The 13,844-nt window shown below is 59.5% G+C and carries 14 protein-coding genes and 2 pseudogenes; 10 read left to right on the top strand and 6 right to left on the bottom strand.

Annotated features, from left to right (window positions below):
• The first annotated feature begins 271 nt into the window (after positions 1 to 271).
• The 4 genes from X771_RS163685 to X771_RS1000000166215 all read left to right on the top strand — a co-directional run bounded on the left by X771_RS163685 (position 272) and on the right by X771_RS1000000166215 (position 3,052).
• Positions 272 to 1,615, top strand: a complete 1,344-nt coding sequence (locus tag X771_RS163685) for a hemolysin family protein (RefSeq protein WP_023686253.1) — start codon at positions 272 to 274, stop codon at positions 1,613 to 1,615.
• A gap of 651 nt (positions 1,616 to 2,266) precedes the next feature.
• Entirely contained in the window at positions 2,267 to 2,410 is a 144-nt protein-coding gene (locus X771_RS1000000167865) for a hypothetical protein (protein ID WP_023686252.1), read from the top strand.
• 161 nt (positions 2,411 to 2,571) lie between these two features.
• Positions 2,572 to 2,685, top strand: coding sequence for a YHYH domain-containing protein (locus X771_RS1000000169840; RefSeq protein ID WP_023686251.1), 114 nt, complete (start codon positions 2,572 to 2,574; stop codon positions 2,683 to 2,685).
• A gap of 115 nt (positions 2,686 to 2,800) precedes the next feature.
• Positions 2,801 to 3,052 (top strand): hypothetical protein, encoded by a 252-nt coding sequence (locus X771_RS1000000166215; protein ID WP_245262503.1) that lies wholly within the window; start codon positions 2,801 to 2,803, stop codon positions 3,050 to 3,052.
• Positions 3,053 to 3,334: 282 nt separating this feature from the next.
• Here X771_RS1000000166215 and X771_RS1000000169030 read toward each other — a convergent pair.
• A pseudogene (locus X771_RS1000000169030) lies at positions 3,335 to 3,566 on the bottom strand (hypothetical protein).
• A complete protein-coding gene (locus X771_RS1000000166200; RefSeq protein WP_155929562.1) occupies positions 3,526 to 3,717 on the bottom strand; it encodes a hypothetical protein in 192 nt (63 codons plus the stop codon). The pseudogene X771_RS1000000169030 and the gene X771_RS1000000166200 overlap by 41 nt, the downstream one beginning before the upstream one ends.
• Before the next feature lie 662 nt (positions 3,718 to 4,379).
• On the opposite strand from X771_RS1000000166200, the gene X771_RS163690 reads away from it, so the two are divergent.
• The gene (locus X771_RS163690; RefSeq protein WP_023669902.1) at positions 4,380 to 4,691 is read left to right on the top strand and encodes a DUF736 domain-containing protein; all 312 of its coding nucleotides are present in this window, start codon (positions 4,380 to 4,382) and stop codon (positions 4,689 to 4,691) included.
• Positions 4,692 to 4,779: 88 nt separating this feature from the next.
• Here X771_RS163690 and X771_RS163695 read toward each other — a convergent pair whose 3' ends face one another.
• The 3 genes from X771_RS163695 to X771_RS163705 form a co-directional block, all read right to left on the bottom strand.
• Positions 4,780 to 5,310 (bottom strand): MucR family transcriptional regulator, encoded by a 531-nt coding sequence (locus X771_RS163695; protein WP_023669903.1) that lies wholly within the window; start codon positions 5,308 to 5,310, stop codon positions 4,780 to 4,782.
• A gap of 540 nt (positions 5,311 to 5,850) precedes the next feature.
• The gene (locus tag X771_RS163700) at positions 5,851 to 6,099 is read right to left on the bottom strand and encodes a conjugal transfer protein TraD (RefSeq protein ID WP_023669904.1); all 249 of its coding nucleotides are present in this window, start codon (positions 6,097 to 6,099) and stop codon (positions 5,851 to 5,853) included.
• Between the two features lies 1 nt (position 6,100).
• The gene (locus X771_RS163705; protein ID WP_023686249.1) at positions 6,101 to 6,427 is read right to left on the bottom strand and encodes a conjugal transfer protein TraD; all 327 of its coding nucleotides are present in this window, start codon (positions 6,425 to 6,427) and stop codon (positions 6,101 to 6,103) included.
• Positions 6,428 to 6,599: 172 nt separating this feature from the next.
• Between X771_RS163705 and traA the strand changes: the two are divergent.
• Positions 6,600 to 9,723 (top strand): annotated as a pseudogene (gene traA, locus X771_RS01000000164600) (Ti-type conjugative transfer relaxase TraA).
• A 129-nt stretch (positions 9,724 to 9,852) separates the two neighbouring features.
• On the top strand, positions 9,853 to 10,068 hold the full coding sequence (locus tag X771_RS163710; RefSeq protein ID WP_023669907.1) for an AlpA family phage regulatory protein: 216 nt from the start codon (positions 9,853 to 9,855) through the stop codon (positions 10,066 to 10,068).
• An 85-nt stretch (positions 10,069 to 10,153) separates the two neighbouring features.
• On the opposite strand, the gene X771_RS0133120 is transcribed toward X771_RS163710, so the two are convergent.
• Positions 10,154 to 10,396, bottom strand: coding sequence for a helix-turn-helix transcriptional regulator (locus X771_RS0133120; RefSeq protein WP_023699715.1), 243 nt, complete (start codon positions 10,394 to 10,396; stop codon positions 10,154 to 10,156).
• A gap of 135 nt (positions 10,397 to 10,531) precedes the next feature.
• Between X771_RS0133120 and X771_RS163715 the strand changes: the two genes are divergently transcribed.
• The 3 genes from X771_RS163715 to X771_RS163725 all read left to right on the top strand — a co-directional run bounded on the left by X771_RS163715 (position 10,532) and on the right by X771_RS163725 (position 13,807).
• Positions 10,532 to 11,212, top strand: a complete 681-nt coding sequence (locus tag X771_RS163715; protein WP_023686248.1) for a hypothetical protein — start codon at positions 10,532 to 10,534, stop codon at positions 11,210 to 11,212.
• A 7-nt stretch (positions 11,213 to 11,219) separates the two neighbouring features.
• A complete protein-coding gene (locus X771_RS163720; protein ID WP_023686247.1) occupies positions 11,220 to 11,675 on the top strand; it encodes a helix-turn-helix transcriptional regulator in 456 nt (151 codons plus the stop codon).
• A 470-nt stretch (positions 11,676 to 12,145) separates the two neighbouring features.
• Entirely contained in the window at positions 12,146 to 13,807 is a 1,662-nt protein-coding gene (locus X771_RS163725; RefSeq protein ID WP_023686246.1) for a recombinase family protein, read from the top strand.
• Positions 13,808 to 13,844 lie beyond the last annotated feature (37 nt).

The following is a 13,844-nucleotide window of genomic DNA, read 5'->3' as shown; positions in this document are numbered from 1 at the left end:
ACGCGGCGGGTCCATTGACTTCGACTACCCAGACGCCACATTTAGTTCGGCCGGCATGACCGGTTCTTTTTCTATCCGATTTCTGGCCCGCCGGTTCGCGCCGGCGGATTTTTTGCGGGGGTAGGATACTCAGCGCGGATTTGGCTATCTTGCCCCTGATTGTCAGAGGCGGAGCTGCGGTGATCGCTCCGCAATGATGGCCAACGGCGGTTCCACGACGGCGGCATACGCGCTTGAGAGATGAGAGTGGCTGTTTCATAAAGAGGATATCATGCCTGCGGACGATGGTAGTCTACGCGACATTCTTGGAATTCTGTTGGTTCTCCTACTCGTAGGCGCCAACGGTTTCTTTGTCGCCGCCGAATTTGCGCTGGTCGCGGTTAGACGAAGCCGCGTCGACGAATTGGCTACAGCTGGACGCTCGAACGCCAGCCTCCTTCAACGGGCTTTGGTGAATCTCGATGCGAACCTTGCAGCAACTCAGCTCGGCATCACCATCTCATCGCTGGCGCTCGGTTGGGTCGGCGAGCCTGCACTCGCTCATTTGATCGAGCCACTCCTCTTGGGAGTGATGGGGTCGCTGGCCACGGCAGCTTCGCACACCATTGCCGTCGCAATCGCCTTCATCATCATAACCGCGCTACACATTGTCCTGGGTGAACTAGCGCCGAAAAGTCTGGCGCTCCAGCGCAGCGAGAGCACGGCACTTCGGGTCGTCCGCCCTCTCGGTCTGTTCCTGCTCCTGCTCAGGCCGGCGATTCTTGTTCTCAACGGTCTCGGCAATCTGGTGCTGCGTCTGTGCGGTCTGCGTCCGGGCACAGGCGAGGAGTCCTTGCATTCGCCCGAAGAGCTGAAGCTGCTCGTGGCGGCAAGCCAGGAGGCAGGGCTCCTTCATCAGACGCAACAGGAACTGGTCGAGCGTGTCTTCAACATCGGCGATCGGCGCATTGCCGACATCATGACACCGCGACGCGATATCGACTGGATCGATACCGACGACATCCCTGACGAGATTCTGCGCACCATCCGGCAATGTCGCCATGAGCAGCTTCTGGTCGGCCGTGGGGGGATAGACGAACCGCTTGGCATGATTCTGAAGAAGGACCTTCTCGACCAGGTGCTCGACGGCAAAACGCTTGACCCGATGGCGGTCATCCGAGAACCTTTGATCGTTCACGAGGCAACGCCGATTTTCCGTGTACTCGATCAGTTCAAGCGGACGCCGGTGCGTCTGGCGATCGTCATCGACGAATATGGCGCTCTGGAGGGGATCGTCACCCAGACCGATCTGCTCGAAGCCATCGCAGGGGACCTTCCTGACCTGGACAATGAGGACCCTGATGTCATCGAGCGCGATGACGGGTCCTTGCTCATCGACGGAATGATGCTGGCGCACGATGCGTTCGCTCGCCTAGGATTCCGATCGGGGTCTGCCGAAGGGGATTTTCACACGATCGCTGGGTTCGCCTTGTCCAGCCTTGGGCACTTGCCGGAAGCCGGTGAGCACTTTGACCACGAGGGCTGGCGCTTCGAGATCCTCGATATGGATGGAAGGCGGATCGACAAGCTGCTCGCTCGCCGTGAGCCGCCTACATCCAAGCCGGCAACCAGTTGAGACTGACCGCGCGACAGGCCGGTAAGCCGGCCGGCCTTTTGCGCGCGAATATTCCCACTTTTCGAACCCACGCTCCCACAGTAGTCCCTATCCACAAACGCCCGTCAGTTCGCCCAGGACGCGTATCCGCTGGAGTCACAGTGACTGGTGAGCGTCTTCGCGTCGCGCTATGTGATCAATGGAACCGACAGTTGAGGGTCTAAATGGACGCCAAGAGCGCCGTCTGGCTGATTATTGGGGTCCTGGTGGTGCTAGTGGTGGCCTTTCTCACCGCAATGGCATTCGGGCTGCTATGAGTCAGCCAGGCTGATCGACACTCGCCACAGGCCGTTGTGGCGCCGTGGCGGTGGCACCCCCATTACCACAGCGACTGCGCGACGGAGGGACATGTCGGTTGCGTGTCGACGAGCGACCACAGATGCGGCATGCGGCAATTTTTTGCGGCGAAGAATGATTTTTGAATCGTGTACAGAAGTCATGGCCAAGACCAATCCGAAATCCCCTGATTTTCCGCCGCCGCGCCGTTGACCCGCTTTGAGAAAGCCGAGTTCGCGAAGCTTTGCGATCCGAAAGGCCGTCGCAAATCAACTTGCGCCGACAGATGCCTCGCTGGTCTGTGATCTGGTAGCGGCGAGGTCGCGCTGATTCGCCATGCGAGCCCTGTTCAAGCGCGCTGTGGCCGATTGCAGCGACTCCGAATTTCTTTCGACGAAACGACATCTGCTGTCGATCACCAGCGGCATTGACCGGACGACGGCGGCCACGCAAATGATGGCCGCGCAATTGGGCGTCTAAGCCCGTCGCTCGCCATTTCATCGGCCGATCTTGATGCGGGGGGCAATATTGGATATTGAAGATCGCCACTTAACAAGTAGGTAATTTGCATTCAGCCAGTTGTGCTACTCCACGATAGTGCTCTTCTGTCCAAATTATCTTGGGAGGGCTTCCTTGCCGCCATGGCGGCTTTGACCATGTTCGCATTTTCGATGGATACCTTCGCACACGGCGGCGGCACCGATGCCAATGGATGCCATACCAACCACAAGACTGGCGAGTATCACTGCCACTGATATCAGGACCAAATTGCGTGATTTGGGTTCGTGCGAGTAGGCATGTTCGCGGCGCCTAGATAGCAGCGTTGCTCACCATGGGGGGGCGCAGATGAGAATTCGAAGGCTGTTCCACTTGGGCACATTGATGCTTGCGGCGGCATCAGCCACGCCATGTCATGCGCAGGGGACTTTCGGAGGAAATTACTGCACCGAAGATTGTTCCGGGCATAAAGCTGGCTACGACTGGGCTGAGCAAAATCAGATTTCCAACAACAGCGACTGCAGCTCAAACAGCCAACCATTTAATGAGGGCTGCCAAACCTTCGTCGAAGACTCGTCTCGCGGTTCGAACGAAGACGATGAAGGCGAAGAGATAGACGACTGAGATACAGCGCTGATTCGGATAAGGATCCAGCCGGCGGCTTCCCGTCGTGTAGGCGCGGTCGCTTTTGGTGTGGCATCTTTCATCGGCTGCGCTCATGCCGAAGACGCGTGCGCCCCAAACTACGCGGGAGCCTGCGTTCCAATCGCCAGCGACGTCGATTGCTCCTCCGGAAAGGGCAATGGTCCGCCTATGTACGCGGCCCGGTCACTGTTGTCGGCAGGGATATCTATGATCTGGACCGCCACGGCGATGGGATCGGCTGCGAAAACGGCTAGAGCCACGCTACGGCTTGCACGGCCCTGTCCCGTTCCACTGGATGAACGCCACTTCCTTCCCGGTGACTTCCCGCACGGCTTTCAACAGCACCTCATGCAGGACGCGCGTCTGCCGGTAAGTGGTCGCTATCGGGCGATATAAACGGCTTGATGATACTTAAGTGCAGTGCCTCCGCTGCCGTCACAAAGCGCTCAATTTCAGCCTGTGATAATTGCTGCGAACCTTTCGACCTGGCCATGTCCTACCCTCGAAATCTCTGTGTGCCAGACGACCTTGCCGTCGATCTTCATCGGCTTGTGGATCATCAAGCGCTTCGGCAGATGCTCGGGGTGCACCTCCAAACCAATGGTCGAACCGGGAATTTCCACCACTCTTATCGGGAAAGTCACGCAGCGCATCACCTCGGCGTCAGACGCCCGGCGTGAATCCGACCTTCCAGCAATGCCTCACCGCGCGTCGGCGTGACCGCAGCGGGAACATTCGGCCATGCGGTGGAGGATCAGGTGTGACGCATCTATAGGAAATCGTCGGCATCTGTCGGCTTAGAAGTGCTGCCCTCAGCAATCAATTGGTCGCCTTCGGAGCCGCCCCGAACGCGATGACGATTCAGCCCAAAGATTAGGGAAATCGGACGTCCCTTCTTCACCGGTTAGGAGTAGGACCAACACCGCCCTGGCGCGTGAGGAAGGTCTGTGACCGAAATTCAGAAGCGCAGGGCGCAAGCTACAATGGCCCTGACTGGATCTTAGCCAATGTGGCGTTCCTTCCGGGTATTCTTTCCAGGCCACGCCCAAGGCGTCCTCGAATGGATTGGGTCTGACCGAAGACCGTCTTCGTTTCACTCCGTCTCGATCGTCTTCTCGCAACGTCGGCGCTGCGTTTTCTTCCCCTGTCCGCTGCGCGTCCATTCCTCACGGTCCAAGAAAGCCTCGCGTCGCCGTCTTCCACTTCGTTTCAGCCCCTTCGGGATGCAGACCGATCGTTTCCGGTCTCACGTCCACCATCGAGGCCGCGATGGGCGCGGCCCGAGAAAACACAAAGGAACATCACCATGGCTACGATCGGCACTTTCTCCCGCACCGCGAACGGCTTCTCCGGCTCGGTCAAGACCCTCAATCTCAACGTCAAGACGGTAACGTTCGCTCCGACGGATGGCGAAAATGAAAAGGGTCCCGACTTCCGCATCTTCGCTGGCGCCACCGAGTTCGGGGCGGCATGGAAGAAGACCTCGCGCGAGGGACGCGACTACCACTCGGTCAAGCTCGACGATCCCAGCTTCCCCGCTCCGATCTATGCGAGCCTGGTCGAGACCGACACCGAGGGTGAGTTCTCGCTCATCTGGTCACGCCGCGCCGCAGAGTGACCCGACAAAACACAAAGCCCCGCCGCAAGGCGGGGCTTTGCCATGTTCAGGTCCTATACAACTTGGCACGTCCGCTAGGTGCAGCGCGTTACGCTTTGGCCGGCGCCTTGCGGACCTTCTTCAGCGGCGACTTCATGGCCGCCGCAGTCGTCGCCGCTGCCGCCGCACGAGTAGCCCGTTTTGGTTTTTCCGCCGCGGCAGACGTGGGCGTCGCCGCCTTGCGCCCGAGCCCTATTGATTTCGCCAGAGCCGACCGGGTAGCCGCGTAGTTCGGCGCCACCATCGGATAGTCGGACGGCAGGTTCCATTTCTGCCGGTATTCGTCGGGGGTCAGGTTGAAGTGCTGAAGGTGCCGCTTGAGCGATTTGAATTTCCTTCCGTCTTCCAGACAGATGATGAAGTCAGGTGTCACCGATTTCTTGATCGAAACTGCCGGGTCCTGTTTTACCACAGGTTCTACCGCCGGCGTGCCGATGCCATTCAGGGCGGCATGGATGTCGCCGATGAGTTTTGGCAACTCGCCAACCGGTACTGGATTGTTCGATACATAGGCGGCGACAATGTCAGCCGTTATCGACACGGTATCCAGTTTGTTGCCTTGCTCGAGAGCAGTGGTCATATGATTTCCCTTTTTTGTATCGGATGAATTGAGCGACGTTTGATTTTTCTAGCCTGCCCACGGCGCAAATAGTACGTTTCTTCGTAAAATCCACCTCTCTTGCGCAACATGACAAGAGTAAGTTTCGCTTCTGTTGTCCCATCGGCTGGGATGCTTTTGCCTATCTCATCTAAAGCGAGGAGCTTCCTTCACTTTTCCGCCCGTTCCAGCTGTGCAGAGCAATGCCGCTGGCTCTCACCCTGGCTATAGAGTTTGTATCAATGCGCAGTGTGCATGATCGAATCTGGAGGGCGTGGGAGGTTTCGAGGGCACGATCTGGATTTTGAAGTTCGCTCATAGGGCAGCGCCCGCTTTGACGAGCGTCGCCAACGCGAGCCTTGCGCTCTATATGATCAGGATCAAGGCTCGCGAGAGAAGATTGTCGGCGGTCGCGAGGAGATCGCGAAAGCTTCCTGCGCAAGCGCTTGACTGCGGCGCTGGCACACCGGCGGAAGTTTGCTGTTCCGACTTTGGATTGGCCGCTGCTCGCGCCAACTGTGGCTATGTTCGCCAGTCCATCTGCTCTTCACGCCGTTCACCATCGAATGCCTGCTTTCCCTTCGCGGCCAAAAGCTCCCGGGCATGCTTACCGTCATGGCCCTGCAGCTTCGCGGCGATCCAGAGCATCGCGCCGTAGATGATTGCGCGATCGTCATTGGTGAGCTCGACAATGCCTGCCTTGAGGACGAGACCGCCAAGCTCGATCAGCTGTCGGGTGCGTTTGCGACGCTCCACCTGCCATGTTCTCATGTCATTGCGAGCCTGTGCCGCCTGCCGGCGATTGCGCGCTGCCCGATTGCGCTGGAGCGCCGCGAGGGTTGCGCTGAGATGCCGAAGCAGTTCGCCGGCACCTGCTCTCGAAAAACATCACCCCACGCTTAGCCCATGCCTCACGCTTTGCCGTGTCTTTCGTCTCAGTGATTGCGACCAGTGCGCCCGCCAGTTCGTCGGCGCTGAGCTGATCGGCGCCGGTGGCGATCACCAGCTCGCCAAGCTGCTGCACCTTTCTGGTTTTGAGCTCTCGCGCTTTTTCTTCCAGGGCTTGAAGTTCTGCGTCGAAGTCCCGCGGTTTGCGCATGGCTGTCTCCATCGGTTGTCGGTCGGAGGATGATAGGGGAGCGGCTGCCGGAAGGCTTCAGGGTCGCCGAGACAGCCCGGGACGGGCTGGTCCATCCCGAGATTTTTTCGAGGGAGGGCGCGCTTATACGTCGTGCCGACGTGGGCTTTGACGTGCAAATGATCTGGTCGCGATGGCGATCTATCATCTTCACGTCAAGGTCATTGGCCGCAAGGCAGGCTCAAGCGCTGTGGCGTCCGCCGCCTACCGCTCGGCCTCGCGGCTGAGTGACGAGCGGATAGAACGCAGCCACGACTTCTCCGCCAAGCGCGGTGTCGTTCATTCCGAGGTGATGCTGCCGGAGGATGCACCGGAGGCCTGGCGCGACCGCGAACGGCTTTGGAACGATGTCGAGGCGTTCGAGGTGAGGAAGGATGCGCAACTTGCCCGCGAGGTCGAGTTTGCGCTCCCGCGTGAACTCAGCCAGGCGCAAGGCATCGAGTTGGCGCGCGACTTCGTTCAGGCTGAGTTCGTAAGCCGGGGCATGGTCGCCGATCTCAATGTGCACTGGGACCGCGCAGAGGATGGAAGCCCCAAGCCGCATGCTCATGTCATGCTGACCATGCGGGCCGTGGACGAGAATGGTTTTGGCGCCAAGGTTCGAGACTGGAATGCTACCCAGCTGGTTGAGCGCTGGCGCGAGCGATGGGCGGAGCTGGCCAATGAACGCCTGGCCGAACTCGACATCGACGCGCACATCGATCATCGCAGTCTGGAAGCGCAGGGCATTTCACTGGAGCCGCAAACCCAGATTGGTGCGCCAGCACAGCGCATTGAGGGCAGTGGCCTTGCTGCTAGCGACATTGAAGCAGATCGCGCCGAACTGCATCGCGACATCGCGCGCAACAATGGTGCGCGCATCATTGCCGATCCATCCGTGGCGCTCGATGCCATCACGCATCAGCAATCGACTTTCACCCGAAAGGACATTGCGAAGTTCTCGCATCGGCACAGCGACGGAGTGGAGCAGTTCAACGCGGTCGTGGCAGCCATCAGCAACGCACCCGATCTGATTGAACTCGGCAAGGACGGACGTGGCGAAGATCGCTTCACCACTCGGCAGATGATCGACACCGAACAGCGCCTTCACCGCGCTGCGGAGCGTATCGATTTGGACGAGAGACACGCGGTGAGTAAGGCACATCGCGAGGCGGCACTGGCGCGCGCAGCGCAACGCGGGCTTGTCCTTTCGAGCGAGCAGACCGATGCGCTGGCGCATATCACCGATAGAAACGGTCTTGGTGTCGTCGTCGGCTTTGCCGGAACGGGCAAGAGCGCCATGCTGGGCGTTGCGCGCCAGGCATGGGCAGCGGCGGGCTACGAGGTTCGAGGCGCCGCACTCTCCGGCATTGCCGCCGAGAATCTGGAAGGCGGATCAGGCATCTCATCACGCACCATCGCCAGTATGGAGCATAGCTGGGGACAGGGCCGCGATCTGCTCACAGCTCGCGATGTCCTGGTGATTGATGAGGCCGGCATGGTCGGCACGCGCCAGTTGGAGCGCGTGCTTTCCCATGCCGCCGACGTTGGCGCAAAAGTCGTACTCGTCGGCGATCCGCAGCAGTTGCAGGCGATCGAGGCCGGCGCCGCGTTCCGTTCCATCCACGAGCGTCATGGCGGCGTCGAAATCGGTCAGGTCCGCCGGCAGCGTGAGGACTGGCAGCGCGATGCCACGCGCGATCTGGCAACCGGCAGGATCGGCGCCGCGATCGGCGCCTACGATGCGCAAGGCATGGTGCATCAGGCTGCAACGCGCGACGAGGCGCGAGCTGAACTCGTCGAGCGCTGGGATCGCGACAGGCAGGCGCATCCAGAGGCAAGCCGGATCATCCTCACCCACACAAACAACGAGGTGAGCGCGCTCAACCAGGCAGCGCGCGAGCGCATGCGCGCTGCCGGCGATCTCGGCGACGAGGTTCAGGTGGATGTGGAACGCGGTGCAAGGGCCTTCGCCGGCGGCGACCGTGTCATGTTCCTGCGCAACGAGCGCGCGCTTGGCGTCAAGAACGGCACGCTCGGCGTGATCGAAGAGGTCAGCATACAGAGGATGACGGTTCAAATCGACGACGGCCGATCCGTGCGCTTCGATCTGAAAGACTATGCCCACATCGACCACGGCTATGCCGCGACCATTCACAAGGCCCAGGGCATGACCGTCGACCGGACGCATGTGCTCGCCACACCGGGCATGGATGCGCATGGCAGCTACGTCGCACTGTCGCGGCATCGAGACGGAATGGACCTGCACTACGGCAGCGATGACTTCACGACCCGCGAACGCCTCGTCCGGACGCTGTCACGGGACCGCGCCAAAGACATGGCGTCGGATTACGAGCAGGTCGACTCGGCGCAACACTATGCCGAACGGCGCGGTATCACGTTCCGCGAGCGCGCGGTCGAGATCGTGCGCCGGATCGTTCCGGAGAAGCTGCGCGACAGGATAGGCGGACTGCTCGACGGGTTGCGCTCGCCCGCAGACGCCGTGCCCATGCAGGAACGTGGACCTGGGCCGGGAAGGGAGAGTGTAGAGGTACGGATCGGAGATGCGGACCCGACGCCCGGCAGAGAAAATCTCGCCACCGGAGTGCCACGCGGCGCGAATGTGCCGGTGGACGCGGAAGCGGCGTTGCGCAGCGCTCGTACGAAGGCGCTTATTCGTCACGCGCGCGCTATCGACGCGATATCGCACAACGGAGATGCGGATGGGCTGGGCAGTCCCGAGCAGATGCGCGAGTTGAGGGATGCCCGTAGGGCCTTCGAGAAGGTGCGGCCCTTTGGCTGGCGCGATGCCGAAGCGGCTTATGTGAAAAATCCCGAACTTGTCCACGAGGCGGGGGCTNGTGCGGCCCTTTGGCTGGCGCGATGCCGAAGCGGCTTATGTGAAAAATCCCGAACTTGTCCACGAGGCGGGGGCTGGCCGTGTCCGCCGCATCGTGCTTGCTCTCCAGCTTGAGACGGAAATCCGCACCGGGATGGACATCGATCCAGGCCGCCGCGCCGACCGTTTCGTCGAACGCTGGCAAAAGCTCGATCGGACGGGACGGGAGCAATATCAGGCCGGCGACATGTCCGGCTACAAGTCAACGCGCTCGGCCATGTCCGATATGGCCAAGAGCCTTGAACGCGATCCGCAGCTTGAATCCATGCTTGCCAATCATAAGAAGGCGCTTGGCATCGAGGTCGAATCCGGCCGGCGTCTGGGTGTGGAACTGGCATTCAGCCATGGCATCGGAAAGGGGCGGGGCCTTGGGCTCTGACACCCCTCCGATTTGCCACCGTTTTCACGCTACAGGCGGATGAAGCGAAAAATCGGATTGCCTCCGGCATGGGTTCGTCCTGTCTGTCCCAACAGAAATCAGCTACAACCATTCAGGTGGACGCAAGCTATGTCCGAGCCGGATCGTATCGTTCGTCTCAAAACAGTCCTCGCCAGGACCGGCCTGTCCCGCTCGACAATCTATCGCAAGATCGCCGACGGCACGTTCCCGGCTCAACTGAGGATCAGCACCAATGGCGCCGGGTGGCATGAATCCGAGATCAACCGCTGGGTTGAGGATCCCATTCGATGGGGGTCGAAGGCTGAGGTGAAGAGGTCCGATTGAACGGGTAGGTGCAACAACCTGGGGGCTTCCTTGCCGGTTCTGCAAATTGTCAATTTGCACTAGCGCGGTCACACGCTCCCATCGCTCAACCTGTTACTTCCGATAGCTTCTTGATGGCTGACGGAGCGCTAAAACCGAGAATCTCGGCGAGGTTTATAAACTCCACGACATCAACACGTCTCTGTCCGCTTTCTAGTCGAGCTACGAACGATTGGTATTGGCCGAGCCTGGTTGCCAACTCAACTTGCGTAAGGCCTGCCGCTTCACGGTTTTTGATCAGCAGCGCGATCAAAGCTTTGTGCCGATTCGTACCGAGTGTATCGACCACTTATCACCTCATCTGAACTCAGATGGGGGCTTCCTTTATATCTGATTTTCAGTTATCTTAAATTCAGATATTTAACTGAGGCCGCCAAAGCGTTTGGCTGTATCACTCCATGCAAAGCTGTTTGGAGCTCGGATCATGGATGATTCCGACGATAGCATAAATTTGTTTTTCATCACCCGGCGGCGCTTGCTGACGGGAACGGCCACGGGCGCGGCGGCATGGCCCTTCCAGGCAAAATCGCTGGCTGGCGAACTGACGGACGGCAGCGCGGCCGATCCTGCTCTTCGTCTGTGTGGGAGCTGGCAAAGAATCCATGATGAGACACTGGCGCTGTGCCGCGAACAGCAGCGGTTGGAGACACACCTCGCCAGGATAGTTGGCTTTCCCTGCGCCAAGGTGCGGCTTGCCGATGGTACGGACGTGACGCTCCATTCCATCGAGAGCCTGAACGATGCCCACTCTCCTGAAAATGAAGTCGAATGGGGCAGGGCGCTTGCGGATTTCGTGGCACACCAGGCGCGCTGGGACGCTGCTGATGCTGAGATCGGCTATTCGAGAACAGACGAACTGATCCGGCAATCGGAAACAGTCGAAGGGGCACTTCTGGATGATCTACCGCAGACAGCGGCCACGTCCATCGAAGGCATTTTGGCCAAGCTCAAGGTCATCCTGCGTGACGGTGAGCACTGGGAACATCCAGACGATTTTCCCTGGCCGCACATCCGATCGGTACTGAATGACCTCGTCCGTCTTCACCGTTTAGACGTTGCGACGAACCCAAGCTCAGAAAAGCAGCAAAACTCACAGAGCAGGTGAAGCCTTGATGAAAATCTTGGATCGTTTTCAAAGCGGTGTGGCACCTAACGGTGAGGTCGGTCCCCATCCGGCCGACCGTCACGTCGGCAGGCAGATCGCGACTCTGCGAGTCCAGTCGGACGTCTCGCAGGCGCAACTGGCCCGTGCGATCCGCATCAGCTTTCAACAGCTCCAGAAATACGAAAGCGCGCGCAACCGCGTCAGCGCTTCCACGCTCTACGAAATCGCCCGCTCGCTGGATGTTCCTGTCAGCCGCTTCTTCGATGGTCTGCCGGGCAATGGCGAGGCAACCGCTCCGCTCCTGACCGTAGACGAACGCCTGGGATTCATCGCCAGCGCGGAAGGCAGACGCTTGATCGAAAGGCTGATGCGACTCCCCCCGCGTGTGCGCAACCGCGTGTCGTCTCTGCTCTTTGAATTGGGAAAGGAAATCGATCCTGTGCAATGCCCAGACGAGTATTAGAAACGAGGTTGAGGAGGTCGTGAGGGCCCGCGCCACTTGTTGCCTACAACCTCGGAAAGACGGCGGTGGGTGTAGTCAGGCGATCCCGCCAGACATGCCTGAGAGCTTCTCCAGAGCCGCCCGGAATAGCTTGCGGCTTGAGGTTGGGACTTACGGATTTCCGAAAAGCACGCCTTGCTATCCAATTCTGCGACTAATCAATTTGATGGCTTTTCTCATCTCCTGCATGCGCGCATCTGGGAGACATGGACCAAGATCATGATCTCGGCAGGATCGAACCAAGCCGAGCATTCTTATTTTCAGCAGAAGCCCAGCCGATCCGTAGCGAGCGCTACTCGCAATGGTTGTGAGGCACCAAAAAAGGGCCTTGTTCCGAGCGCCTGATAGAGCGATTCTGCGCCTTGCAAAAGCACTTGCGCGCCAAGCGGCTCGCGAAGACCACGAGCGTGAACAGGCCGAGAAAACTTATCATGACTCGAACCGCGATCTACGCACGCTTCTCAACCGACCTCCAAAATGAGCGATCAATCGACGATCAACTCGCTTTGTGCCGAGCATATGCAGAACGTGAGGGGTTGAACGTTGTCGCAACGTTTGACGACCGAGCACGCTCCGGTGGCTCCGTCCTGGGCCGTGACGGATTACTTCAGCTCATGGACAAAGCGCGTGAGCACGAATTCGACGTGCTCGTCGTAGAGGCACTTGATCGGCTCTCGCGCGACATGGAAGACCTTGCGGGCATTCACAAACGCCTTTCATTTCTCGGCATCGAAATTCGTGCCGTTCACGAAGGCGTGGTGAACACGGTCTTGGTCGGCCTGCGCGGTCTCGTTGGCCAGCTATACCGAGAGGACATCGCTCACAAAGTCCGCAGGGGCCAAGCCGGCCGAGTCAACAAAGGGCTTCACGCCGGCGGTCTGACCTATGGCTATTCGTACGTGCTAGGCGATCCCGGGAAGCGGATGATCGCAGAGGATGAAGCGGAAATCGTGCGTCGTGTCTTTCGAGAGTATGTCGCAGGGCAAACCCCGCGCGATATCGCTCACGATCTAAACACAGACCGCATACCGCCGCCTCGCGGTCGTGCCTGGAATGCCTCCACCATCAATGGAAATGTGCAGAGAGGGACGGGGCTGCTTCACAATGAGCTTTATGCTGGCCGCCTGATCTGGAACAGGGTCAGAATGATCAAGGATCCTGACACGGGGAAACGTGTCTCGCGCCCAAATCCCAAGGGTGACTGGCGAGTAGTCGCAGTGCCCGACCTCGCTATTGTTCCGTCCGACCTGTTCGACGCAGCACAAGCACGCAAGAAGGCGCGTGCAACCACTCATCCAAGCCACCAGCGCCGACCACGGCACATGTTGACGGGGCTCCTGAGGTGTGGTGCCTGTGGTGCGGGAATGTCGTCGAAAGGCGTGGACAAGTCCAAGCGCATTCGCATCCGCTGTTCCGCCGCGACTGAAAGCGGAACATGCGCCGATCCCAAGACCTTCTATTTGGATACGGTCGAAGCTGCAGTTCTGAACGGCCTTTCCGCCGAGTTGCGCCATCCCGAAGTGATTGCCCAGTACGTCCAGACCTACCACGAAGAACGGAAGCGCTTGGCAGCCGACACCGATGCCAGGCGCAGCCGTTTGGAGCGACGGCTTGAAGAACTAACTCGGGAGATCGAGCGCCTGGTCAACGCCATTGCCAAGGGCTATGGCGACCCAGCCGTGCTGGGACCGCAATCAACAACGCTGAATGAAGAGCGTAAGGGCATTCTAGCCGAGTTGGATCGGGTGCCCGCCGCTACGGGAGTGATCGCGCTGCACCCTGCGGTGCTCGCTCGCTACGAGGAACAACTAAACCAACTTCGGACCGGGCTTGCTAAGGGCATTGCTTTTGGCGATTCCGAATGTGCAGAGGCAATGCGCGACTTGGTCGAAACCGTCACGGTGTTTCGAGATCCATCGAGGATCGGCGGCGTCGAAGTCGAAATCGCTGGGCGGTTAACGGCACTCTTGGGCGAGGGTGCCTTCCCCCACGGCGTCAAACGAGCGGGGGGAATGGTGGTAGCGGGAGAGCGCTACATCGCGAGACCCACTATCGAAGAGGCGTTCTTCTGCTATCGGAGGCACGCGGCTTAGTCCAAAACTTTCCAATTTGTGACAGAGTTGATGCCCT

This window comes from Mesorhizobium sp. LSJC269B00 (genome assembly GCF_000502815.1).
Classification (GTDB): Bacteria; Pseudomonadota; Alphaproteobacteria; order Rhizobiales; family Rhizobiaceae; genus Mesorhizobium.
This window is presented reverse-complemented; position numbering and strand designations above follow the sequence as displayed.

What these genes read in the sequence shown, in the direction of transcription:
- X771_RS163685 (WP_023686253.1), top strand. Translation starts at nt 272, where the DNA reads ATGCCTGCGGACGATGGTAGTCTACGCGACATTCTTGGAATTCTGTTG.
- X771_RS1000000167865 (WP_023686252.1), top strand. Translation starts at nt 2,267, where the DNA reads ATGCGAGCCCTGTTCAAGCGCGCTGTGGCCGATTGCAGCGACTCCGAA.
- X771_RS1000000169840 (WP_023686251.1), top strand. Translation starts at nt 2,572, where the DNA reads ATGGCGGCTTTGACCATGTTCGCATTTTCGATGGATACCTTCGCACAC.
- X771_RS163690 (WP_023669902.1), top strand. Translation starts at nt 4,380, where the DNA reads ATGGCTACGATCGGCACTTTCTCCCGCACCGCGAACGGCTTCTCCGGC.
- X771_RS163695 (WP_023669903.1), bottom strand. Translation starts at nt 5,310, where the DNA reads ATGACCACTGCTCTCGAGCAAGGCAACAAACTGGATACCGTGTCGATA.
- X771_RS163700 (WP_023669904.1), bottom strand. Translation starts at nt 6,099, where the DNA reads ATGAGAACATGGCAGGTGGAGCGTCGCAAACGCACCCGACAGCTGATC.
- X771_RS163705 (WP_023686249.1), bottom strand. Translation starts at nt 6,427, where the DNA reads ATGCGCAAACCGCGGGACTTCGACGCAGAACTTCAAGCCCTGGAAGAA.
- X771_RS163710 (WP_023669907.1), top strand. Translation starts at nt 9,853, where the DNA reads ATGTCCGAGCCGGATCGTATCGTTCGTCTCAAAACAGTCCTCGCCAGG.
- X771_RS163715 (WP_023686248.1), top strand. Translation starts at nt 10,532, where the DNA reads ATGGATGATTCCGACGATAGCATAAATTTGTTTTTCATCACCCGGCGG.
- X771_RS163720 (WP_023686247.1), top strand. Translation starts at nt 11,220, where the DNA reads ATGAAAATCTTGGATCGTTTTCAAAGCGGTGTGGCACCTAACGGTGAG.
- X771_RS163725 (WP_023686246.1), top strand. Translation starts at nt 12,146, where the DNA reads ATGACTCGAACCGCGATCTACGCACGCTTCTCAACCGACCTCCAAAAT.